Here is a 22,392-nt window from a genome sequence, read left to right on the forward strand (position 1 = left end):
CACGAGGAGTGAACCACGCATTTCAGTCAAAGAACAGACCGCAGGCGTCGAGACGTTTGCGTCCGAAGTGGCGCGGCCACCTGCGCGGACACGTTCGCGACGGGAAGAAAGGGGGTATCGGCGCGTGTCTGAAGAACGCACTTCGACATCCGGACATGTGATGGGCACTCAGGTGGCCGGTCGCTGCAGCACAACTGGTCGGCCGCCTGTGCCCGGCGGCGGTGTTCGTCGGCGGCGTGATGTTCGCCGGAGCCGTCCAGGGCATGGCGGTCCTGGCTCTTGTAGTGGTCAACGTGTTGACGGCATCGCCCTGGGGTACGTACTCGTGACGATGACGATCTCCATCGCCCTTCTCATGGGCTTCTGCCTGCACTTCCTGAGGTCCGGTCGAGTTGTCGAGACCGGCCTCATGGGTGTCGCCCCTGTGCTGTTCGCGATGGCCGGCGGCGGATGGTGGGTCGAGAGCTCCTCCTGGGCGCAGACGTTCACCTGGGCACCCACCATCCTGTTCCTCTGCCTCGTCGGCTGCGGCTTCGTCGCTTCGGTGCTGCCGGTGCGGATGTTGCCGGCACCGGGCCGTCGCTGTGCTTGGCCGGACAGAAACCGTGCACTATTATCAGTCAACTGGCTGGAACTGGCTGGTAGTTATCGGGGCTGGAGTCGCACGTAATTTTCTGCCCCGGGCGGCTGGGAGCGGGTCGGGCGCGAACATCGCCTGTAACGCAAGGAGATCCTGGAAATCATCCAGCCTGGGTCGAGGGCACCCGCAGCCGGCCCGCAGGTTCCGACGGTTGACGTATCCGAATTTCCAACACCGCTCCCGCGCGCCATATCCGTGGCGCGCCCGCCCCAGCGGAGTTCATGGCCCGCGCCTCGGCGTAGACAGAATCGTCACGCGCGATGAGATCGGGCTAGCAGCGTCGCTCATGTTTATTGCTCGACCGGCAAGAAATGAGTAGATCATGCCAAAATTGCCGACTGGGAACCATCCAGGTAAATTTCCCCGGAATCACGCGGTGGTGATCGGGGGAAGCATCTCCGGTCTTGTAGCCGCACGCGTACTCGCCGACCATTTTGCGACGGTTACCGTTGTCGAACGTGACCGCTTTCCGGAAGCCCCCGTGCCGCGGGCTGGAGTTCCCCAGTCCAGGCATCTCCATGTGCTGTGGCGGCGTGGCCTGCGCGCCCTGGAGCGGTGGTTTCCCGGCCTGGAACGGGAGTTGCGAACGGCGGGAGCTCAAATGGTCGGCTTTCCGTCCGAGGTGGCGTGGCTGCGTGCGACGGGATGGCGCGGCCGATTCGACGTGACGCAACTGCTGACCGCCAGCAGAGGGCTGTTCGACTGGACGATACGAAGACGTCTGGAGGCTGTCCCGGCTGTCCGCATGCTCACCGAGACCGCGGTGACAGGCCTGGTGGCCGACGCACACGGCGGCGTCACGGGAGTGCGCACCCGTGGCCACGGGCCGCAGTCGGACGTGGAAACGCTGGCCGCTGATTTCGTGCTCGACGCGACCGGGCGGAGTTCGGCGGCGCCGAAGTGGCTTGAGGAGTTGGGATACTCGGCGCCGGAAGAAGCCGGAGTGGATGCGATGCTGGGATACGCCAGCCGTTTCTTCAAGACGCCACCCGGATTCGAGGCGAATTGGCGCGGGCTCAACATATCCACCAACCCCCGGGTCAACCTCCGCATGGGCTGGCTGTATCCGCAGGAGGACGGCAACTGGGTTGTCTGCCTCGGAGGAATGAACCGCGACTACCCGCCCACCGATGAGCAGGGTTTCCTGGAATTCGCAGCCAGCCTGCGGAGCCCGGTGCTCTACGAAGCCATCCGGGACGCGGAGCCGGTCACGCCGATCGCGGGATACCGACGCACCGCGAACCACCGCCGTCACTACGAGAAGCTCCGTCGATGGCCGTCGGGATTCGCTGTGGTCGGCGATGCCCTGTGTGCTTTCAATCCGATCTACGCCCAGGGAATGACGGTCGCGGCTCTTTCGGCGCAGACGCTGGACCACTGCCTGCGGAAATTCGACAACCCGTCCCGGCTGAGCCGCGCGGTCCAGCGCGGAGTCGCCAGGAACGTGGCGGGTGCGTGGGCACTGGCCACCAACGAGGACATGCGGTACGGGGGAACAAAAGGGCCGCCGCTGTCCTGGCGCACGAAACGGATCAACCGCTATGTGGCGAAGATCGACGTCGCGGCCAACGTGGATGAGTTCCTGTGCGTCCGGCTGGTGCGCGTGCTGACGATGGAAGCCCCCTTGAAGTCGTTGTTCAGGCCGGACGTCGTGGTCCGGGTGCTGGCGCACCGCCCGAAGCCCCAGCCCCGCGAGGTCGACGGCTTGGTGTGGTCGGACCGCGTCGTCAGCCAGGAGGGGCATCCTTGAGCAACTCATCGGTGGCATTTCTGTTCCCCGGCCAGGGGTCGTACCAGCCAGGATTCATCGGGGAACTCATCGCGCGCTGCCCGGGCGCCGCGGAGCCGTTCGAAACGATCGCACGGGTGGTCCGGGAGGACGGCGGGCCGTCCTTGCTGGACCTGGTGTGCCGCGACCCGGCGCCGACTCTCGCGGAATTGGTCGCCGGCCATCCCGATGCCCTCCAGTACGCGATCTACGGCACGGGTGTCGCCCTCCACGCGGTGCTGGGCGAGGCCGGGATCCGGCCGGACCTGCTCATAGGGCACAGCTTCGGGGAGATCGCGGCTCTGCAGTGCGCGGGGGCCTACTCGGCCGGAGACGGAGCCCGGATCGTAAGGGCACGCAACCAGGTACTCCGTGAGTTCGCTCCACGGTCGGCGGCGATGCTGGCGGTGAACGCACCGGAGGAGCAGGCCGCGCACATCGCGGCCCAGGCAGGACCGAACCTGGTGATCGCGTGCTTCAACTCCTCGCGCCAGCAGGTCCTGTCCGGACCCGGGGAGGAAATCGCCGAAGCCATGGCCGTCGCCGCCGCCCTGGGGGTCGACGCGACGAAGCTGGCGTCTCCCTACGCGTTCCATCATCCCGGACTCACCCCGGCGGTCCGCCCGATGATCGAACTGACCGCGGGTATCCGTCGCAACACGCCCAGGGTGACGGTGTTCTCGCCGATTCTCCGTCGCTGCTACGGGCCGGACGACGACGTGGTCAGCATGCTCGCCGAGGACCTGGTGCATCCCGTGCACTTCACCGCGGCGGTCCGGTTCGCCGGGGAACTGGGTATGTCCCGCTTCTTCGAATGCGGTGCGTCGGTGGCCCTTTCCGCGTTCGTCCGTCATGGGTTGCCCGGTGCGGTCGCACGGCCGCCCCGGTATCGTCCCGGCCGACTCCGAGAGGACCTCGGCCGCATCATCGACGCGCTCAGGCGTGTCCCCGCCGACACGACGGACAGATAGTTGCAAGCCGGGAAGCAGGAGGATCGATCATGCAGTTCAAGCTGTTGGGTCCGCTGAGCGTGAACACCTCCAAAGGGCCCGTGGAGGTGCGAGGCCACCGGATGCGCGTACTCCTGGCCACCCTCTTGCTGAACGCCAACCAGACGACCGCCGCGGGAACCCTGCTGGCCGACTGCTGGAGCCACAGAACGCCGGCGCGCGCCGACAACGCGCTGGAGGCACAGGTGAAAAGGCTCCGGGCGAAGTTGGACGAGTGGGACAGCGACGGTTTCGGGCGGGGCCGCCTCCAAACCCGCTACCGGGGCTACCTCCTGGCGGTCGGTGACCGCGAACTGGACCTCAACCGGTTCCAGGCGCTGCGTGCCGAAGGCCGTGCGCTGTTGGGCCCGGACCCTGCCGCCGCCCGCCGGGCGTTCAGGAACGCGCTCTCCCTCTGGCACGGCAACGCCTTCCAGGACCTGGACTCGTCGACCTGCCAGGCGGCGTCGGTCCGGTTCGAGCTGAGCCGCATAGGCACACGCGAGGACTTGATGCACGCCGAACTGCGGCTCGGCAGGCACCGCTACATCATCGACGAACTCCAGGAACTGGTGGTCCTCCATCCGCTCCAGGAGAGCTTCTACGACCACCTGATGGTCGCCCTGTGCCGGAGTGGCCTCGTGGGCGAGTCCCTCAGCACGTACCGCAAGGCCAGGCGGGTGTTCATGTCGGAACTCGGTCTTGAGCCGCCTCCGCTCCTGCGAAGGCGGATGGAGATGATCCTTCGCAACGACCCGAGCGTTTTCTCCGTTCCCTCCGGGCTGGACGGGGACCGGCCGATGACGACTACTCGGCGTAGTTCGACCGGGCTTGATTCGCTGTGACGGAGATCGACGATCAAGGTCTTCACCCAGGAAGGATGATGTCCATCATGTCCGATGAGCAGTGACCGCTGGTCGGGCCAGGGATCGCCGGGTGGAGGGCCGCGTCTCTTAGCGGCCTGTCCGTCCGCGCCGTGGGCGCTTTGACCAGCCGCTCCATCACGTCCGTGCTGGTCAGCGACAGATCGGCGTACGCCCCGAGGGCGTCGGGGGAATACGCGCACAGTGTGGAGCGCAGCCGCTGGAAAGTGCGGGTGCGCTCCCGGAGCAGGCCATGGAGGGCGCGGGCGACGATCTTGACGACCCGGGCCTGCTCCGTCAAAGGCCCATGGCCAGGCCCCCGGCGACCGGCAGGATCGCCCCGGTGACGTAACCGGCGTTCTCGCCGGCCAGCCAGGTGATGGCGTCCGCGATCTCCTCCGGGCGTCCGGGTCTGCCGACCGCGATGTCGCGCAGCAGGGCTTCCCGGCGCCCGGGCGGGAGCGACGCGGTCATGTCGGTTTCCACGTAGCCGGGCAGCACGACGTTGGCTGTGACGCCGTACGGGCCCACCTCCTTGGCGAGGGCGCGGGCCAGGCCGAGCAACGCGGCTTTCGACGCGGCGTAGTTGACCTGCCCGGCCACGCCCCACAAGCCGCTTACCGAGGAGACCAGGATCACCCGTCCCCAACGGGCCCTGAGCATGCCGCGAACCGCGGTCCTCACCACGAGGTAGGACCCGGTGACATTGGTGTCGAGCACGCGCGTGAACTGCTCGTACGACATCTCCAGCAGCATGGCGTCGTCGGTGATCCCGGCGTTGGACACCAGCACCTCGACCGGACCGTGCTCCTCTTCCACCGCGGCGAAAGCGGACCGCACCTGGTCCGGATCGGTGACATCGCACGGAACCGAGAAGAGGTCCGGGGGCGCCGCCGTGCTCATCCTGGTGACCGCCACGCGATGGCCGAGATCGCGGAAGGCCCGCGCCGTTGCCAGGCCGATTCCCCGGCTGCCGCCGGTGACGAGTACGGATCGGGACGTCATACGGCCGTCCTGCCGCTCGCGTACAACGCAGTGAGCCGCCGCTGCGTTTCCGGGGCGCTCACGGTGGCGCGATGGTCGTCCAGTTCACGGCCGAGGGCCACATCGGTGTCCGCGATGAGCGGGCCGGCGAGTTGCCGCTTGAATCTGATGAGCGCGTCGCGCGGCGCCCGCGCGACGCGCTCGGCTGCCTTGCGCGCCCGGTCGTTGACCCGGTCGCAGCCGACCACGGTGAGACCACAGCCCCGACGTGCCAGTTCACGGCCGGTGTAGGGACGCCCGCTCAGCAGCATTTCGGGGCCCAGCACGCCGCCGAGACGCAGCGGCAGCAGGTGCGTAGAGCCGCCGCACGGAGTGAGGCCGTAGTCGAGGAAGTTGGCGCTGAGCTTCGTCGTCTCTCCGACCACCACGATGTCCGCGTAGAGCGCGAACAGCAGGCCGCCGCCCAGGGCGTTGCCCCGCACCGCCGCCACCACCGGGAGCGGGAAGCGCACCGGCGCCCGCATGAACGCGTCCAGCTCCGGGGACCAGCCGCCCGCCATGAGTTCGGCACGTTCGGCACCGGCGCAGAACACCTCCTCGCTGCCCTCGATCACCACCGCACGGACGCCGGTGTCGGCTTCGGCGGCGGCCAGCGCGGCCGCGAGACCACTGCGCAGGGCGGGGGTGATCCGGTTGCGGTGCGTGTGGTCGTCCAACCGGATGACGGCGACCGGACCGGCGACCGACAGGCGGACGACCGGCGTGGTGTTCGTGTTCATGGCAGCAGCCCTTCCCGGTGGAAAGCGGCGAGCCGGGCCCGCGTCGCCGGGGCGGCGAACCGGTCGCGGAGCAGCGCGGTGGCCTGCTCCGCGCTGCCCCGCAGCGGATGCAGCGCGGTGTGGTACCGCTTGAGGTCGGCGACGGCGTCGTCTGTGGAGCGCCTGAGATCGCGGCGCAGTACGCGCAGGCCGTGGTCGAGGTCGGCCACCGCGGTGTCGGCCAGTCCGATCCCGACGGCGGCGTCCGCGTCGAGTGTGCGGGCGGTCAGCGCCAGGTGGAAGGAGCGCTGGGCGCCGACCCGACGCGCGATGAACGGGAGGATGACGGCCGGCAGCAGCCCCAGGGTGACTTCGCCGAGGCGGAAGGACGCGCCGGGGCCGGCCAGCACGATGTCACACGCCGCGGCCAGCCCCACCCCGCCGCCCTCCGCCGCACCGCCCACCAGGGCCACCGTGGCCACCGTCGACCGGGTCAGCCGCTCCAGGAGAGTCCACAGCGGGTTGTCCGGTGCCTCCATCCACGACGGCATCCGCGGGCCCTCGATGCCCATGCCCCGGCAGAACGACGGGCCGGCCGAGGACAGCACGAGCAGCCGGCACCCCGGGGCGCTCTCGGCGGCGCCGATCGCGTCCGCGAGCTGTCGCACCATGTCGCCGCAGAGCGTCGGACGGGTCAGCACCGCGTGGACGACGTCCCCCCGCCGGTCCACCTCCACCGGTTCGCCCACGACTCAGTCCTCCATCCAGACGTACTCGCGCCGGTAGTCGCTCACGCCGGACAGAGCCAGGAACGGCCCGTCGAAGGAGCGGCCCGCGACCATTTCCCTGAGCGACGGCAGATCGGCTCGGTACTCCCGCACACCGCCTTCGAGCGCCCCGCCGACATCCAGCAGCTCGTCGCACGCGGCCATGTCCAGGGTCCGCCGCGCCCGCAGCGCCGACTCGGTGCCCGGTGTGTGGTCCCGCGCCCCTGGCCACAGGTCGACCGCGCAGAATTGCGACGAGCAGCCGGAGCCGTAGGAGAACATGCCCACCGTGGCACCGCTGTACGGATCGGCCTGGTCGATGACGCTGGTCAACGCGAGCAGCGTGGTCGCGGCATAGATGTTGCCGACCTGCGCCGGGTAACGCAGCGCGGGTGCGACCCGGCGGGTGAAATCGGCGTCCACGGCGGCCGGTGTGCACCTCTGCGTTCCCCGCATCAGCGCGCGGTGCGTCCCGCGGACCATGCCGGGGAACGGGGTGTGCATCGCCAGATAGTCGAACCCGTGGAAGGCGCTCGGATCCTCGGTGACCTCGCAGTAGTCGGCCAGGGCGCCCCTCGCGCATTCGATGTAGCACGTCATCGACTCGTCGACGTCCCACAGATAGACCTCGGGTTTCGGCCGCAGGAAGTCCGCCACGTCGAAACTGTGCGCCCCGGCGAGCGGACGCAGCGAGGCGACGGCGGGCTCGTCCCCGAGCAGCACCGCGACCGCGCCGGCTCCCTGGCTGGGTTCGATGTAGTCGCCGCGCAGCACCCAGGGCACGTCGGCGGCGATCACCAGGGCCCGCGCACCCGGGCCGTGCTCGGTGCGCAGCGCGGAAGCGGCCATCCGTACGGCCGAGACGCCGCTGTCGCACGCCTGCTTGATCTCCATCAGGCGGCACCGCCGCCCCAGACCGAGTCTGCCGTGGACCCAGGCCGCCACCGACTTCGAGTAGTCGACCCCCGACTCAGTGGCGACCAGCAGGATCTCCACCGAGTCGCGTACCCGCGGGCCCAGCCGGTCCAGGAGCGGAGCGGCCGCGTTGACCGCGTAGGTGACCGCGTCCTCACAGGGCAGCGCGACCGTCTTCGCATCCATCATCAGGTTGTCCATGCGACGGTCGTCCAGGCCACGCGCGGCGAACACATCCCTCGCCGACACAGCCGCCAGCCCGGTGTAGGTTCCGATCGACTCGATCCCCACGTCTCTCATCAGTTCTCCGTCCTGTGTCAGGACTTCAGCAGCACGGAAGCGCTGATACCGCCGAAGGCGAAGCTGTTGCTGAGTGCCAGGTGTGCCCGGACCGGCTCACCCGCGCGTCCGGCGAAGGCGAGCGGAACCTCCAGCGGGTTTTGCAGCAGGGGGTTGCCGTGGACGAATCCATGGCGCATCTGCAGCACCACGCCGACGAATTCCAGCAGCCCTGCGCAGGTCAGGCCGTGACCGATCAGCGCCTTCGTGGAGTTGACCACGGGCCCCCGTTCCCCGAAGACAGCCACCAGAGCCTCCGCCTCGACCTGGTCACCGAGCACCGAGCCGGTCGCGTGCGCGTTGACCAGGTCCACCTCGTCGGGCTGGACACCGCCCATGGCCAGCGCCTTGCGCATGGCGTGCATCTGCCCGTGCGCGTCGGGTTCCGCTCCGCGCCGGCCGTCCAGCCGGCTCCCGTAGCCGATGACCTCGGCCAGGGCCCGTCCGCCTGCAGTCCGGGAGGTTTCGAGCAGCACCGCCGCCGCGCCCTGCCCGTAGACGAATCCCCGGCGGGTCTTGTCGAAAGGGCGACACAGCCCGGACACCGGTTCACCTTCGGCGGGAACGGCCATGGCCCCGCTGAGCGAGAAGGCGGCGATCTCCAGCGGGGACAGCTCACACACCGGGCCGACGACAAGGCAGCGGTCGGCGAGTCCCGCCTTCAGCAGGCGCGCCGCCTGGATGATCGCGACGGTGCCGCTCGCTGATGCGGCGCCCACCGCCCATCCCTCGCCCTGGATGCCGGTGGCCTGACTGACCGTGCCGACGACGTCGGTGTCGAGATGGTCGAGGATGTGTCCGGCGCGGACCCGGCCCTTGCCGTTCTCGAACCTCGCCTGGGCCTCGGCCTGGTAGGCGAGGGCGAGGTTGTTCCCCGCGACGAGCAGCGCGGCGTCCGCCAGGTCGCTTTCGTCCGTCCCGGCGGCCCGGAGCGCCGCCACGGCCACACAGGCCGCGCTCCGGGCGGGCAAGGTGCCACCTCCCGCGGCTCGCAGGAGTCGCGTTGCGGCCTCCTGGTCGTCGGGTAGATGGCGCGCCGCCCATTCCCGGACGGAGAACCCGGACAGGCGGCCCACGGACCGCGGCTCACCTGCGCGCAACACGGCGGTGTAGGCGGCGAGGTCCTCGACGACGCCGGTGAGCACAGCCATTGCGGTGACGGCCACGCCGTCGGTCATGTCCGCGACTCGCAGCTTCTGTACAGGATCGCCGTGAGACCCGCCATGTCGGGGGCACCCGCGAGATCGCGGACCGACACCTCGGTGGCCAGGGCCTCCTTGACGTCGAGCAGGATGTCGAGTCGGTCCAGAGAGTTGGCGCCGAGGCCCTGCAAAGTGGACTGCGGCGAAAGGCTGGCGCGGTCGACTTCGGGCAGCGCGCGGATCACGGCGTCGCACAACGTGCGGAAGACCTCGTCCTCGGTCACTGTGGATCACCCGCTTCCGGCAGCGCGCCGGAGGCCCGGCCCGCGAGGTACTGAGTGAGTTCGGTGACGGTCGGATAGCTGTAGAGGACCCGCACCTTCTCGTGCAGGCCGTACTCGCGGTTCACCTCGGCCAGCAGCTCCACCCCGAGCACCGAGTCCAGGCCGATCTCGGTGAACGGCCTGTCGTCGTCGATCTCGTGGGGCTCGCAGTACAGGATCTCCTGAAGCTGGTCGCGTACCAGGGCGCGTATTCGGGCGGTGTCGGCGGCGCTGTTTTCGGCGACGGACATCAACTGACCTCCTGATCGAGAGGGTGGGCGGGGCTGAACCAGTGGGGTTTGCGGTCGAACGGATAGCCGGGCAGCGGTATCCGCCGTGGGGGAGGGGACGGCCACAGCGGCGTCCAGTCGATCGGCGAACCGGCCAGCCACGCGCGGAGCGTTTCGGCGTGGGGTACGCCGGCGGGGATCGGGTCGGTCGCGGCGTCGGCGCTTTCCGCGAGCGCGTGCAGACGTTCACGGAGGCCGGCCGCGTCCTCGGCGAGGACCAGGGCCCGCACCGGCAGATGCGCCCGTCCGCTCTGCATGGTCCACGCCACTGCGTCGAGACGGGGAGGGGCGCCTCCCGCCAACGCGTCGTGGAGTCTGAGAGCGACCGAGCGCAGCTGTTTCGCGGTCGGCGCGGACAGGGGTACCGCGTACGGTCCACCGGCCAAGGGCCGTGTGCAGGTCGACGCCTGTTCGAGCATCGCCTCTTCGAGAATGGCGTGTGCGTTGGAGCCGCCGAGCCCGAACGAGCTCACCGCGACGCGCCTCGGCTCGCCGCCGGAGGACGGCCAGGGAACGTCGCGGTCGGCGACCGCGATCGGCGTGCCGTCCAGCGGGAGGCCGGAATTCACCGTGCTCAGGCCGGGAATGCCGATGATCCGCTCCTCGCGCAGCGTCAGCACGGCCTTCACCAGTCCGATGAGCCCCGCCGCCGCTTCCAGGTGCCCGACGTTGCCTTTCGCCGAGCCGATCCAGATGTGTCCGTCGGGCCCTGCCATCCGCTCGGGCATGCCGTCGGCGGCGAGCGCGTCCCGCAGGCCGCGGACCTCCACCGGATCACCGGTGCTGGTACCGGGGCCGTGCGCCTCCAGATACCCGATGCTCGACGGTTCGATGCCGGAGCGGGCGATCGCGTCACGGATCAGGCGTGTGTGCGAGGCGGCGTCAGGCGCGGTGAGTCCTCCGCCCCTGCCGTCGTGGTTCATCGACACGCCGCGCACGACGGCCAGGACCGGATCACCCGCGTCGACCGCGTCGGAAAGCCGCTTGAGGACCAGACAGGCGCCGCCCTCGCCGCGGATGTATCCGTCCGCGTCCTGACCGAACGGCACGGAACTTCCCGACCGCGACAGCAGACCCGACCGGTAACCGGTCGCGGAGATGAATCCCGAGCACAGCACGTTCACCGCCCCGACCAGCGCCATCGGGAAGTCTCCGTGCTGGATACCGCGCACCGCCGACGCGAAAGCGGTGAGGCCGGCCGAGCACGCGGTGTCGAGACTCATGCTCGGACCGGTCAGCCCGTATTGGTAGGAGATGCGATTGGCCAGGAACGTCGGCAGCGTCCCGATCGCCGCGACACCGTCGAGCAGACCGGCCTGGAGCATCCGGTCCCGGTACTCCGAGACCCAGGTCGCGGCGAACACCGCGACCTCCTGTCCGGCAAGGCTTTCCGGGGATATTCCGGCGTCCTCCAGCGCGTGCCAGCTCAGCTCCAGCATGATCCGCTGCTGGGGGTCCATCCACGCGGCCATCCGTCGGGACAGCCCGAAGAACGTCGCGTCGAAGCCTGCCGGATCGTCGAGGACCGCGGCGTACGGCTGCCGGATCTCCGGCGCTCCCTCCGCCAGCCCCGCCAGCCTTGAGACCGGCACCGGGCCGATCGCCCGATCGCCCTTGAGGAGGTTGTTCCACCACTGCCGCCAGTCGTCCGCGCCGGCCACCCGGCACGCCATCCCGACAATCGCCACCGCATCGCTCATCCGGTCCATGGACACCTCCGATTGGGTGCGGACCCACCGCTTTCGGGAACCAACGTCGCAGTGCGCGCTGACGAAGCCCTGACGTTTGCCAGGCGTCCGCCTGACTCCGGGCCGAGCCGCACCCGCGAAGCGCTTACAACGGTGGTGTGCGGTTCCCCCGCCGTCCCAAGACGCCGCTACGAGAGGCCCCCTGATGGTTGAGCCCCCGTTGTGCATCGGCGCCCGCTTCTCGGCGCCCCGTCACATCAGTCACGAGCAGGTCGCGGCATTCGCCGACCTCGTCGACGACCACGCGGAGCACCACGACCCGACGCCCGGGCAACCCGTCGTGGTGCACGGCCTCCTGCTCGCGTCGCTGCCATTCGCGCTCACCGCCCGATTCGGCTACGTGGGGAGCAAGGTGGTGCTGGAATCGTCCACTCCCGCGTTCGCCGGCACCACGGTGACCACACATGTCGAGGTCAGTGACGTCACCCCCGCGTCCCGGCTCGGCTGGCGGGTGCGGCTCACCTTCCACGTCGAGGACCCGCGCGGACGGGTGGTGCTCAGCGGGACGAGCGACGGCCTGGTTCCGCTCGGGCAGGAGGCCCTCGGTGCGTGAGTTCGTCGGTCTGGAGGTCGAAGGCCGGGTCGGCACCATTCAGTTGCGGCACCGGCCGAAGAACATCCTCAACCGGCAGGTCCTGGAGGAGATCCGGGCCACCGCGCTGGAGGCCGCGGCCCGCGACGACGTGCGCGCCGTGGTGGTCCACGGAGGCCGCGTCCGCTACGGCAAGGAGCGGGTCTTCAGCCTCGGGGCGGACGTCGCCGAACTGGCGGAACTTTCCTTCGCCGACATGGCGGCCATCGCGCCGTCGCTGTCTGCGGCGCTGTCAGCGGTCGCGGACATCCCGAAGCCGACCGTGGCGGCGATAACCGGCTACGCACTGGGCGGCGGCCTCGAACTCGCACTGTGCTGCGACCACAGGATCGCCGGGACGGGCAGCGTGCTCGGTCTGCCCGAAATCCTGCTCGGCGTGATCCCCGGCGCCGGCGGTACGCAGCGGCTGGCACGCCTGGTCGGCCCCGCCGTCGCCAAGGACCTCGTCTACACCGGACGGATGCTCGATGCCGATGAGGCGTTGGCGCTGGGCATCGTCGGCCAGGTGACGCCCATGGAAGACGTCTACCCCGCGGCTGTGGAGTGGGCGCGGCGCTTCGTGGACGGGCCTTCCACCGCCCTTGCCGCGGCCAAGGCGGCGATCGACGGCGGCCTGCAAGGGGACCTCGCCACCGGACTCAGGATGGAAAGCCACCTGTTCGCCTCACTGTTCGCGACCGCGGACCAGAAAGCCGGGATGCGCGCATATCTCCGGTACGGCCCCGGAAAAGCTTCCTTCACCGGAAAATGACCCACTGGAAGATATGCCCTGCACCCCCGAGGCGCTTCCAGACGGAAACTATCGACGAAGGCGGTCCGCTCGATGACAAGAATCCCCCTTCCGGACGAGAAGGAATTCACTCCGGAGATCTGGGCGGCTATGGATCTCATGCCGTCGCGGCTCAATCTGGTCGACATGATGGCGCACTCCCCGGAGCTCGTGTACCCGGCCGTGCACCTGGGCATGACCATATTGAAACGCCTGCGGCTCACCCCGGCGCGCCGCGAAATCCTGGTCCTGCTCGTCGGCGCCTACGTGAAATGCTCGTACTCCCAGACGCAGCACATCCCCATGGCGCGTGCGGCCGGACTCTCGGACGCGCAGATCACGGCGATCACCGAAGAACCACGTGACCCGTCCGCCTTCGCGGACCCCGAGCGGGTGCTCCTCGAAGCCGGGGAAGAACTTCTGCGCACCACGAACCTGTCCGCGGGGACGGTGACCGGGTTGCTGGAGCACTACAGCTACCAGGAAATCGTCGAGATGTTCTTCGTGGTCGGGCACTTCCGCACGCTGACCGGCATGCTCAACGGCCTCGACATCGACATCGATCCGGCCGGGGACAAGTTCGCCGCCGTCTCCTCCACCCCCGCGTATCCGCTGTCCCATCGGCAGACGGCGGATGGAGGCTGAGGTGGGCGACGAGGTCAGGCACCGTGTCCTGGAGATCAACGGGATCAAGCTCCACCTCGCGGAACAGGGCGAGGGGCCGCTGGTACTCCTCCTGCACGGATTCCCCGAGTGCTGGTACTCCTGGCGGCACCAGTTCGCCCCGCTCGCCGCGGCGGGCTATCGCGTGGTCGCTCCCGACCAACGCGGCTACGCGCGCAGCGAACAACCCCAAGCGGTCGAGGACTACACGATCCTGCACCTGGCAGGCGACGTCGTCGGCCTCATCCAGGCGCTCGGCGCGGACCGGGCCGTCGTCGTCGGCCACGACTGGGGCGCACCCGTGGCCTGGGCGACCGCCCAACTGCGGCCGGACCTGGTCAGGGGGGTCGCCGGACTCAGCGTGCCACCCGTACCGAGGGGAGGGCACTCGCCGCTGACGGTACGTCGCAGGTCGCTGGGCGAGAGCTTCTACCAGGTGTACTTCCAGCAAGCCGGCGCGGCCGACCGGGAGTTCACCGCGGACCCCGCGGCGACCTTCCGGACCCTGCTCTACTCGGCCTCCGCCGACAGCCCGCTGACGAGCCCGCCCCGTCCCTGGGCAGTCTCGGAGGCCGGGACGCTGCTGGACACCATGCAGAACCCGGCCGTGCTACCCGACTGGCTGAGCGAAGAGGACATCCGCGTCTTCGTGCGGGAGTACTCGGCCCACGGTGACAGGGCGTTCACCGGCGGCCTGAACTACTACCGCAACCTCGACCGGAACTGGGAGCTCACGGCGGCGTTCTCCGGCGTCGGTATCAACGCGCCGGCCCTGTTCGTCACCGGCGACCGCGACCTGGTGACCGCCTTCCCCGGCGTGGACGACCTCCTGACCCGCCTGGAGCTCGCGCTGCCCCGGCTGTGGCGCAGCGTCGTCCTGCCCGACTGCGGCCACTGGACCCAGCAGGAGCGCCCCGAGGAGGTCAACGCGGCTCTGTTGGAATTCCTGGCGAGTATCTGATCCATACGGCCCGAAAGGAAGAAGAGAAAAGAATGTCCACTCCCGAAGAACGCAACCTCGCGGCTGTCGGTATCTGGCTGGAGCTGTACAACACCGACGTGCATCGCATGATCGACGAGTCCTACGCCGAGGATTTCCGGGTCATCGTGCCGGGAATCCTCGAGCTCGACGACAAGGAGACGTTCCACAGCTTCGAACAGAAAGTCCTCGACGCGGCCCCCGACCGGCGCTGCCACATCGACAGGTACATCACCACCGGTGAGACGGTCGTGGTCCAGGCTTCGCTCTCCGGTACCGATCGGGACACCGGCAAGGAATGGATAACCTACTGGTGCGCGATCCTCGAATTCCGTGACGGTCTGATCGTCACCGACTACACGTATCTCGATCCCACCACCTGGCCGACTGTCGCATGAGCCGGCCGGGCCGCCGCTGTGGGTGCGGCGCGCCTTGACCGGGAGCCTCCGAGGACGCCCCCGCCTTCAGGCGGGGGAGGAATCGGACTCCTGCGGAGCAGGGCAGGGACAGCCGGATCGCCGTCAGGGCGGTCCGGTGTCCACCCTCGTGACCGGGTGGGGCGGCCTACGGCGATCAAGGGCTCTCAAGTGTCAGTCCCCCATGGCGGTCCGAGCCGTAAACCGCCACGCACGCCCGAAGGCGCCGCGTCAGCGGCGTCCGGCCGCCAGGCCGGGCGGGAATCCCCCCGTCAGGCGGGGGAGCCTTCAACAGGACAGATCGTCCAGCAGCAGCGGCAGCGGTACCTCCCGCTGCTCGTCGGCCAGTGACTGCTCTGCCCAGATGACCTTGCCCCGGGGCGTGTACCTCGTGCCCCAGCGCTGGGCGAACTGGGCGACGAGGAACAGACCGCGCCCGCCCTCGTCCGTCATGGCCGCCCGGCGCAGGTGCGGGGAGGTGCTACTGCCGTCGGAGACCTCGCAGATCAGGGCCCGGTCGTACAGCAGCCGCACCCGGACCGGCTCGGCACCGTAACGGATGGCGTTGGTGATCAGCTCGCTGAGGATCAGTTCGGTGGTGAAACCGACCTCGTCCAGCCCCCACTCCTCCAACTGCCGGGTACACGCCGCCCGGACGGGGGCCACGGCAGCAGGATCGAGCGGCACCTCCCAGTCGGCGACCCGCGCAGGATCCAGCAGACGGGTACGGGCCACCAGCAACGCGATGTCATCGCTGCGGTGTGCCGGCAGCATGGTGCCGAACACCGCCTGGCAGATCTCCTCAGGGGAGGTGCCCGCCGCCTCGGCCAGGGCTGTGCGCAGAAGATCCAGGCCGGTGTCGATATCCCGGTCGCGGCTTTCGATCAGCCCGTCGGTGTAGAGCACGAGCCGGCTTCCTTCGGCCAGCCGCAGCTCGGAGGTCTCGAAGGGCAGACCACCCAGGCCCAGGGGTGGCGAAGCGGGCACGTCGGGAAACGCCACGCTGCCGTCGGGGTGGACGAGGGCAGGTCCGGGGTGGCCGGCCCGAGCCAGCGTGCAGTGGCCGGAGACCGGGTCGTAGACGGCGTACAGGCAAGTGGCTCCGGTGACGGATGCACCCTCACCCTCACTCTCGGCTGCATGGTCGAGGTCGGTCCGGGTGACCAGATCGTCCAGGTGCGCCAGGAGCTCGTCGGGGGACAGGTCCAGGGCGGAGAAGTTGTGCACCGCGGTGCGCAGCCGTCCCATGGTGGCGGCGGCGTGCAGCCCGTGCCCGACGACGTCCCCGACCACCAGAGCCACCCGGGCTCCGGACAGCGGAATGACGTCGAACCAGTCGCCGCCGACCCCGGCCTGGGCGGGCAGATACCGGTGCGCCACCTCCACCGCATCCTGCTCGGGCAGACCGCGGGGCAGCAGGCTGCGCTGCAGGGTGACGGCCATGGCGTGCTCACGGGTGTAACGGCGGGAGTTGTCGATGCACACCGCCGCGCGGGCGACCAGTTCCTCGGCGACGGCCAGATCGTCCCCCTCGAACGGCTCGGGATGCTCTGACCGCCAGAAAGTGGCCAGGCCCAGGGTGACGCCGCGGGCGTGCAGCGGAACGGTGATGAGACTGCGGATCCCGTGGTCGAGGAGGCGCCGGAGCAGTTCCGGCTCCTGCGCCTGCCACCTGGGGCAGTTACGCAGGTCAGGCTCGAGGACCCCCGCCCCCGTCTCGAGGGCCAGGGCGTGCGGTGTGGACCCGGGATAACGGACCAGCTCGCCCAGCGCGAAGACCGGCTCGTCCTGATGCGCTCCGCTGACGGCCGTACGGCGCAGCTCCAGCTCGCCGCTCACCGGTTCGTCACCTCGCAGAACGGGCTCTGCCAGATCGACGGTGACCGTGTCGGCGAAGCGCGGCGCCGCCACTTCCGTCAGTTCCGCCGCAGTCCTTGTCACGTCCAGAGTGGTACCGATCCGTATGCTGGCGTCGTACAGCAGCTTCAGGTACTTCTGTGCCACCTCGGCCTTGCCGGCGAGCGCGCGCAGCTCGGTGGTATCGCGAAGCGTCGCGACGCGGCCGGTCCAGCCTCCATGCGGTGCCGTGGGCCGCGTACTGACAGCCAGCAGGCGATCCGCGGCCGGGCGGACCTCGTCGCTGACCAGGCGATCCGAGGCCAGCAGTTCGGCGGTGCTCGGGTCCAGGCCCAGCTCCGTGACGTGGCGTCCCTCCGCGTCCGCGGGCAGCTCGAGCAGGCGACGGGCCTCGTCGTTCGCCAGCAGAAGTCGCCCGTCGCCCCCGATGATGACCACGCCCTCCCGGATGGCGTGGAGAACCGCGTCATTGTGCTCGTACATGCGCGTCATCTCGGCAGGACCCAGACCATGGGTCTGCCGCCGAAGCCGCCTGCTCACCAGCGCCGCTCCACCCGCGGACAGAGCCAGCGCAACGCCCGCAGAACCGAGCAAGGCGGGCAGCTGGCGCTCCACCACGGCGTTCACTTTCTGGACCGTGATCGCGACCGAAACCCCGCCGAGGAAGGATCCATCGGTGTCGGTGACGGGGGTTACCGAGAGGACGGAAGGACCCTGAGTCGCCGTGAAGCTCGCCGTCAGGCTCCTTCCGGCCAACTCCGCCCTCACAAACCCTGCAGGGCCGATGATGTGCTTCCCTATGAGGCGCGGGTCGGGGTGGGTGTAGCGGATTCCCTTCGCGTTGTACACCACGACGGCGTCCACACCGGACTTCTTACGAACGTTTTCCGCAATCGGCTGGAGCACCGCGGTCGGATCATGACTCTTCAGCGCGGCCACCATCCCCGGGGAGCGCGCGAACGACACGGCCACCGCGAGCGACCGGTGCCGAGCGTCGGCGATGCTTTGACTCTGGGCCTGGAGCACCAGCGTCACCACTGCTGCCGTGATCAGCAGCACCACGAGCACTACCTGCAGGACCAGGACCTGACCCGCGACACTGCGCGAACGCAGCAGGGAGCGAAGACGCCTCCCCGCAGACCGATGAGGGACGTCGAGCCGGTTCCGAGCACCTTTCCCGACCTCACGCCCTGATCGACTGAAAAATCGATCCATATCAGTATTCTGCGCCTCTGTCCGACGGCCCTTTTTCCTGTCGGCACCTGAGCACGTGGGACCTGGGACACGCGCAGAGCGACTGTTCGGTAGCGCGGGATGGGGAGCCACCTCGCCGGGGCGCCCGGTGGGTGTTGCGGTCAGGACTGGGCGGGCAGGATGCGCGCGATGAACAGGGCGACGTCGTCATGGCCGCCGGGATCCCGCAGGGCGTGCAGAAGCCGGTCACAGGTTTCTCCCACCGGGCGGCGCTCGGAACCGGCCAGCAGGCCGAGGAGGACGTCGAGGCGCTCGTCGATGGAATGGTGACGCGTTTCGACCAGGCCGTCCGTGTAGAGGACCAGATCATCGCCGGGACCGAGTTCGAACGTGCTGCTGTGGAAGGTGACGCCGCCGACACCCAGCGGCGCGCCGGGGCACAGGTCGAGTAGCTCGGGAGGTCGGCCGGTGTGGACCAGGACGGGGGGCATGTGCCCGGCATTGGCGATGTGGCACTCGGCGCGGTGGGGGTCGTATACGGCGTAGAGGCAGGTGGCGATGTAGTGCTCCAGGCCGCCGGTGATCCTGTCCAGGTGCTGGAGCACCTGGGCGGGGTCGAAGTCGAGTTCGGCCAGGGTGCAGGTGGCGGTGCGCAGTCGGCCCATGGTGGCGGCGGCGTCGATACCGCTGCCCATCACGTCCCCCACGACCAGGGCGGTCTTGTCGCCGCTCAGGGGGATGATGTCGAACCAGTCTCCGCCGACTTCGCTGGTGGCCTGGGCGGGCTGGTAGCGGGAGGCGATCTCCAGGCCCGTCAGGTGCGGTGGATGTTCCGGCAGCAGGCTGCGCTGGAGAGTGACCGCGGTGTTGCGCACGCTCTGGTACCAGCGGGCGTTGTCGATGCTCACCGCGGCACGGCCGGCCAGCTCGCCGGCCAGTACGGCGTCGTCCTGCTCGAAGGGCAGGGGGTTGCGGGCGCGTTTGAGGTCCAGGACGCCGAGCACTGTTCCGTGGGCGCAGAGCGGAACCGCCAGGTAGGAGTGGACGCCGGCACGGGCCATGAGCGTGGCGTCCTTGGGATCGCGGGCGATGCGGGGCAGATCCTGCTCGTCCACGTGCGGCACCAGGACCGGCCTGCCGGTGTGGACGCACTGGGTGACCAGCCGGTCTGCGGCGTAGGTGGCCAGGTCGCCCACCTGGTCGGCGGCTTGGGTGGCTTCGGTGGGATAGGCGGTGGCCAGGGCAAGGGCGCGGAAGAGCTCCGGGCCGCTGCCCAGCCCGGCGGTGCGGTAGCAGGACAGGGCGGTGTCAAGGACGTCCACGGCCGCGATGTCGGCGAGCTCGGGCACGGCGACCCGGGCCAGCTCGCGTGCGGTCTGGTCCACGTCCAGCACGGTGCCGATGAGAGCCGAGGCGTCGGCGATCAGGGTGAGGCGCCGTCGGGCCCGGGCGGCTTCCGTCTCCACGCGGTGCCGCTCGGTGACGTCCGCGATCGAGGCAGCCACTCCCCGCACCCGGCCGACGGGGTCCTCCAGCCGGTAGAGGGAGACCGACCAGGCAGAGTCGTGATCCGGATCGGCCCAGGTGCGGCCGACGACGTACTGGTCCAGGAGCGGGACTCCCGTCTCCAGCACCCGCCGCTGCGCGGACGCGATGGCGCTGGTCTCCACCCGCGGCAGGATCTCTGAGACGTGGCGGCCGACATGCTCCTCCACCGACAGGCCGTTGATGCGCTCCAGTGCCGGATTGACGGCCAGGTACCGCAGATCTGTGTCCATGACAGCCAGCCCGACCGGGGACTGTGAGACCAGCCTTCCGGACAGATCATTCAGCAGCTTGAGGGCTCGGGACGCCCTGGAAGCATCACCCTCGGCCCGGAAGGATTCGAATGTGCTCATCCCGGCCATCCCCTCTCGCCACCGTCACGCCCACAGCGTCCGGCGGTGTGCTGGGCCCCGAGTCCCTGGTTCCTGCGCAGCTTCCATGATGTCCACGAGGCAGCCGGTCACGCATCCCCCCTTCCGGTCCCCGAACGATCGCGCCTTCTCGGCCTTGATCATGCACATCCCGACGGTTCGATCGAGGGCGACCCAGCCGTTCAAGATCGCGCGCTCTGCCTTCCGGCCCATACAGGACGGGCAGTAAACACCACTTGATCACCGATGCCACCGCAGGAGGACGGAGAAGCAGGTCGAGGGCGATCCGCTGCGGCGCCGTCGGCAGACGCTTCCTTTTGATCGACGCTTGTCATGCCATCAACCGTGCCCGGGCAGCCGACGACCCGAAACCGTCTGGTCGCGCCCGGCGATGCTCGGGCCTGTATGCCGCACGTGCGGCATACGGGCGTTGTCCTGACCAGGTGGTGTTCAGTCGAGCAGGGTGGTGCCGATGCCGGAGCCGGCTGCGATGCCGTAGTCCTTGGGGCCGAAGATGCTGACGCTGCCGGTGCTCAGGCCGCTGCTCGTGCCGGGCAGGTGCCAGACGGCGCCGCTGCCCTGGTTGTTGTAGGGGTTTTCGTAGGGGGCGGCGACCGCGAGGTCTGCCTTGCCGTCGCGGTTGAAGTCGGCGAGGCGGACCTGGGAGCCGAACACGTCGTTGTTCTCGGCGCTGCCGGGCACGCCCGGGCTGTCCTGCGAGTAGCGTGCCGAGCCGGTGGTGGTCAGCCCGCCGGCGCCTGCGCGCAGCACCAGCACGTCACCGGCCCTGGTGGCCCGGCCGAGGGACTCATAGGGAACGCCGATGGCGAGGTCGGCGCGGTGGTCGCCGGTGATGTCGGCGATGGACAGCGCCGCGCCGAAGTTGTCGTCGCGTTCGTTGGCGCCGGGGATGCCGGTGGTGTTCTGGTGGTAGACGTGGCGTGTGGCGCTGAGGCCGCCGGGGGCGTTGGCGGTGCCGTAGTGCACCGTGACGTAGCCGGCACCGCCGCTGGGATCGGTGAGACCGTTGGGGTACAGACGGGGATCGGACAGGCCGATGGCGAGGTCGTCGCGGCCGTCGCCGTTGAGGTCTCCGGCCGCCACGGCGTTTCCGCCGGCGAGCTGGGAGCGCTCGCTGAAGGAGCCGGCGTCGGTGGTGCCGGGCTCCTGCCCGTAGACGAGGGTGGAGTCCTGCCGGACGACGGCCAGTTCGTCCTTGCCTTCGCCGGTGAAGTCACCGGCGGCGATGTGCCAACTGCCGGTGGGGCTCTGCGAGACCACTTCGTGGCCTGCTGGTGCTTGGGTCCGGGTGAAGGTGCCGGAATACAGCCGCAGGGACGTCGATCCGCTGACGGCGATGTCAGGGGCGGAGTCTCCGGTGAAGTCGCCGACGGCGATGTCGGCACCGAACATGCGGGAGGGGTACGACGCTCCGGAGGGCAGGGTGAGGCCGCTGCGGAACGGGGACGAGCCGCCCCACAGGATGGTCACCGAGCCCGCCAGCGACGTGCTGCCGTTGCTCTCTCCTTCGCTGCCCACCAGGAGGTCGGCGTACCCGTCACGGTTCACGTCGCCGCTGGCGATGCTGCTGCCGAAGTTGTCGTCACTCTCGGCCGCGCCGGGTATACCGGTGGAGTTCTGCGTGACGTAGACGTGCTTGCTGGTCAAGCCGTGGGCGGCGCCGAACGCCAGGAGAACGGCGCCGGCGTGTTCCTTGCCGCTGATCGTCTTCGAGGGCATGCCGATGGCCAGGTCACGGTATCCGTCGCCGTTGAAGTCGTCCGCCAGCCCGGACGGAGCGGCGACGGCACGGTCGGACGAGACGGCCATCAGACTGCTGGTGAGCGAAGCCGCAATGACCGCCGCGACGGCGAGACGGACTGAGTGATGCAACGAAACCTCCTGCACAACGAGGGACGCTCAGCGGCGTCCCCGAACCGGACCGATGGTCTGCACCTCGCGCGTGGCGGACCGCCCACATGATCGCGGGATGCACAGCAAAGGACAGACTCCCCAGTGGCACCGATGGTTGCGCTGCGCTCCACGGACGTCCGGCAAGTTCCGCGGCCTCACCACCCGTGGGGCACTATTCGCCCTTCCGCCGCTGCGGCGACGTTGACCGACGTCCGTGACGGGGCCTTGTCGCTCAAGTCCGGTCACTGGCGATCCGGATGAAGGTGCGATGATGCGCTGGTGGTGACAGATGCCGAGTGGGCTCGGATTCGGACGGGTCTGCGCTTCGGGCAGGTCTTTGAGGGCGCCGTCGTGAAGGTTCCTCGGCCCGGCGCGATCGGGATCTTCTTGAAGTTCTCCCCTCCCTTCGCAAGCTCAGGAAGGGGATTCCCGTCTACCTTGCGGTGACAGGTTTGACGGTTTTAGCCGCCTTACGACCGCGCCTTCCGGCGGCCGGGACCTCCACGATGGCGTGGCCGATCCGGTACAGGTGCAAGATGTTCCGGGATGCGTTCCAGTCGGCGTTG

General features: G+C 69.3%; 20 protein-coding genes and 1 pseudogene. 9 read left to right on the top strand and 12 right to left on the bottom strand.

Annotated elements, in window-relative coordinates:
- Positions 1-331: 331 nt before the first annotated feature.
- The 4 genes from ACWD5D_RS39065 (at position 332) to ACWD5D_RS39080 (ending at position 4,242) form a co-directional block, all read left to right on the top strand.
- Positions 332-670, top strand: a complete 339-nt coding sequence (locus ACWD5D_RS39065; protein WP_451377561.1) for a carbon starvation CstA family protein — start codon at positions 332-334, stop codon at positions 668-670.
- 292 nt (positions 671-962) lie between these two features.
- Entirely contained in the window at positions 963-2,390 is a 1,428-nt protein-coding gene (locus tag ACWD5D_RS39070; RefSeq protein ID WP_451377562.1) for an NAD(P)/FAD-dependent oxidoreductase, read from the top strand.
- Positions 2,387-3,379: an ACP S-malonyltransferase gene (locus ACWD5D_RS39075; RefSeq protein WP_451377563.1), complete on the top strand. Its 993-nt coding sequence runs from the start codon at positions 2,387-2,389 to the stop codon at positions 3,377-3,379. The genes ACWD5D_RS39070 and ACWD5D_RS39075 overlap by 4 nt, the downstream gene beginning before the upstream one ends.
- Before the next feature lie 29 nt (positions 3,380-3,408).
- Positions 3,409-4,242, top strand: coding sequence for an AfsR/SARP family transcriptional regulator (locus ACWD5D_RS39080; protein ID WP_451377564.1), 834 nt, complete (start codon positions 3,409-3,411; stop codon positions 4,240-4,242).
- A gap of 22 nt (positions 4,243-4,264) precedes the next feature.
- Here ACWD5D_RS39080 and ACWD5D_RS39085 read toward each other — a convergent pair whose 3' ends face one another.
- The 9 genes from ACWD5D_RS39085 to ACWD5D_RS39125 are packed head-to-tail and all read right to left on the bottom strand — an operon-like array spanning position 4,265 to position 11,466.
- Positions 4,265-4,561, bottom strand: a complete 297-nt coding sequence (locus tag ACWD5D_RS39085) for a hypothetical protein (protein ID WP_451377565.1) — start codon at positions 4,559-4,561, stop codon at positions 4,265-4,267.
- Entirely contained in the window at positions 4,558-5,265 is a 708-nt protein-coding gene (gene fabG, locus ACWD5D_RS39090) for a 3-oxoacyl-ACP reductase FabG (protein ID WP_451377566.1), read from the bottom strand. Before fabG ends, ACWD5D_RS39085 begins: the two co-directional genes overlap by 4 nt.
- On the bottom strand, positions 5,262-6,023 hold the full coding sequence (locus ACWD5D_RS39095) for an enoyl-CoA hydratase-related protein (protein WP_451377567.1): 762 nt from the start codon (positions 6,021-6,023) through the stop codon (positions 5,262-5,264). Before ACWD5D_RS39095 ends, fabG begins: the two co-directional genes overlap by 4 nt.
- Positions 6,020-6,751, bottom strand: a complete 732-nt coding sequence (locus ACWD5D_RS39100) for an enoyl-CoA hydratase/isomerase family protein (RefSeq protein WP_451377568.1) — start codon at positions 6,749-6,751, stop codon at positions 6,020-6,022. Before ACWD5D_RS39100 ends, ACWD5D_RS39095 begins: the two co-directional genes overlap by 4 nt.
- Before the next feature lie 3 nt (positions 6,752-6,754).
- A complete protein-coding gene (locus ACWD5D_RS39105; RefSeq protein WP_451377569.1) occupies positions 6,755-7,984 on the bottom strand; it encodes a hydroxymethylglutaryl-CoA synthase family protein in 1,230 nt (409 codons plus the stop codon).
- A 17-nt stretch (positions 7,985-8,001) separates the two neighbouring features.
- Positions 8,002-9,201, bottom strand: coding sequence for a beta-ketoacyl synthase N-terminal-like domain-containing protein (locus ACWD5D_RS39110; RefSeq protein ID WP_451377570.1), 1,200 nt, complete (start codon positions 9,199-9,201; stop codon positions 8,002-8,004).
- Positions 9,198-9,449 carry a phosphopantetheine-binding protein gene (locus ACWD5D_RS39115; RefSeq protein ID WP_451377571.1) on the bottom strand — a complete coding sequence of 84 codons (252 nt, stop codon included), beginning with the start codon at positions 9,447-9,449 and terminating at the stop codon, positions 9,198-9,200. The genes ACWD5D_RS39110 and ACWD5D_RS39115 overlap by 4 nt, the downstream gene beginning before the upstream one ends.
- On the bottom strand, positions 9,446-9,739 hold the full coding sequence (locus ACWD5D_RS39120; RefSeq protein ID WP_451377572.1) for an acyl carrier protein: 294 nt from the start codon (positions 9,737-9,739) through the stop codon (positions 9,446-9,448). The genes ACWD5D_RS39115 and ACWD5D_RS39120 overlap by 4 nt, the downstream gene beginning before the upstream one ends.
- Complete coding sequence (locus ACWD5D_RS39125) at positions 9,739-11,466, bottom strand: beta-ketoacyl synthase N-terminal-like domain-containing protein (protein WP_451377573.1); 1,728 nt, start codon at positions 11,464-11,466, stop codon at positions 9,739-9,741. The genes ACWD5D_RS39120 and ACWD5D_RS39125 overlap by 1 nt, the downstream gene beginning before the upstream one ends.
- A gap of 205 nt (positions 11,467-11,671) precedes the next feature.
- On the opposite strand from ACWD5D_RS39125, the gene ACWD5D_RS39130 reads away from it, so the two are divergent.
- From ACWD5D_RS39130 to ACWD5D_RS39150, 5 genes are all read left to right on the top strand, one after another.
- Positions 11,672-12,079, top strand: a complete 408-nt coding sequence (locus ACWD5D_RS39130) for a hypothetical protein (protein WP_451377574.1) — start codon at positions 11,672-11,674, stop codon at positions 12,077-12,079.
- Complete coding sequence (locus tag ACWD5D_RS39135) at positions 12,072-12,869, top strand: enoyl-CoA hydratase/isomerase family protein (RefSeq protein ID WP_451377575.1); 798 nt, start codon at positions 12,072-12,074, stop codon at positions 12,867-12,869. The genes ACWD5D_RS39130 and ACWD5D_RS39135 overlap by 8 nt, the downstream gene beginning before the upstream one ends.
- Positions 12,870-12,941: 72 nt before the next feature.
- On the top strand, positions 12,942-13,532 hold the full coding sequence (locus tag ACWD5D_RS39140; protein WP_451377576.1) for a carboxymuconolactone decarboxylase family protein: 591 nt from the start codon (positions 12,942-12,944) through the stop codon (positions 13,530-13,532).
- 1 nt (position 13,533) lies between these two features.
- Complete coding sequence (locus ACWD5D_RS39145) at positions 13,534-14,511, top strand: alpha/beta fold hydrolase (protein ID WP_451377577.1); 978 nt, start codon at positions 13,534-13,536, stop codon at positions 14,509-14,511.
- Between the two features lie 32 nt (positions 14,512-14,543).
- Positions 14,544-14,927: a nuclear transport factor 2 family protein gene (locus ACWD5D_RS39150; protein WP_451377578.1), complete on the top strand. Its 384-nt coding sequence runs from the start codon at positions 14,544-14,546 to the stop codon at positions 14,925-14,927.
- 306 nt (positions 14,928-15,233) lie between these two features.
- Here the strand turns inward: ACWD5D_RS39150 and ACWD5D_RS39155 are convergent, their stop codons facing one another.
- The 3 genes and pseudogenes from ACWD5D_RS39155 to ACWD5D_RS39165 form a co-directional block, all read right to left on the bottom strand.
- Positions 15,234-18,017 carry a SpoIIE family protein phosphatase gene (locus ACWD5D_RS39155; protein ID WP_451377579.1) on the bottom strand — a complete coding sequence of 928 codons (2,784 nt, stop codon included), beginning with the start codon at positions 18,015-18,017 and terminating at the stop codon, positions 15,234-15,236.
- Between the two features lie 140 nt (positions 18,018-18,157).
- Positions 18,158-19,819 (bottom strand): annotated as a pseudogene (locus ACWD5D_RS39160) (SpoIIE family protein phosphatase); the annotation flags it as partial.
- Between the two features lie 543 nt (positions 19,820-20,362).
- Complete coding sequence (locus tag ACWD5D_RS39165) at positions 20,363-21,805, bottom strand: FG-GAP-like repeat-containing protein (protein WP_451377580.1); 1,443 nt, start codon at positions 21,803-21,805, stop codon at positions 20,363-20,365.
- Between the last annotated feature and the right edge of the window lie 587 nt (positions 21,806-22,392).

This window comes from Streptomyces sp. NPDC002520, assembly GCF_053595235.1.

Bases quoted from the DNA above. Each gene is read 5' to 3' on its own strand.
- ACWD5D_RS39070 (WP_451377562.1), top strand. From the start codon at position 963: ATGCCAAAATTGCCGACTGGGAACCATCCAGGTAAATTTCCCCGGAAT.
- ACWD5D_RS39105 (WP_451377569.1), bottom strand. From the start codon at position 7,984: ATGAGAGACGTGGGGATCGAGTCGATCGGAACCTACACCGGGCTGGCG.
- fabG (WP_451377566.1), bottom strand. From the start codon at position 5,265: ATGACGTCCCGATCCGTACTCGTCACCGGCGGCAGCCGGGGAATCGGC.
- ACWD5D_RS39130 (WP_451377574.1), top strand. From the start codon at position 11,672: ATGGTTGAGCCCCCGTTGTGCATCGGCGCCCGCTTCTCGGCGCCCCGT.
- ACWD5D_RS39065 (WP_451377561.1), top strand. From the start codon at position 332: ATGACGATCTCCATCGCCCTTCTCATGGGCTTCTGCCTGCACTTCCTG.
- ACWD5D_RS39155 (WP_451377579.1), bottom strand. From the start codon at position 18,017: ATGGATCGATTTTTCAGTCGATCAGGGCGTGAGGTCGGGAAAGGTGCT.
- ACWD5D_RS39120 (WP_451377572.1), bottom strand. From the start codon at position 9,739: ATGTCCGTCGCCGAAAACAGCGCCGCCGACACCGCCCGAATACGCGCC.
- ACWD5D_RS39095 (WP_451377567.1), bottom strand. From the start codon at position 6,023: ATGAACACGAACACCACGCCGGTCGTCCGCCTGTCGGTCGCCGGTCCG.
- ACWD5D_RS39080 (WP_451377564.1), top strand. From the start codon at position 3,409: ATGCAGTTCAAGCTGTTGGGTCCGCTGAGCGTGAACACCTCCAAAGGG.
- ACWD5D_RS39110 (WP_451377570.1), bottom strand. From the start codon at position 9,201: ATGACCGACGGCGTGGCCGTCACCGCAATGGCTGTGCTCACCGGCGTC.
- ACWD5D_RS39150 (WP_451377578.1), top strand. From the start codon at position 14,544: ATGTCCACTCCCGAAGAACGCAACCTCGCGGCTGTCGGTATCTGGCTG.
- ACWD5D_RS39140 (WP_451377576.1), top strand. From the start codon at position 12,942: ATGACAAGAATCCCCCTTCCGGACGAGAAGGAATTCACTCCGGAGATC.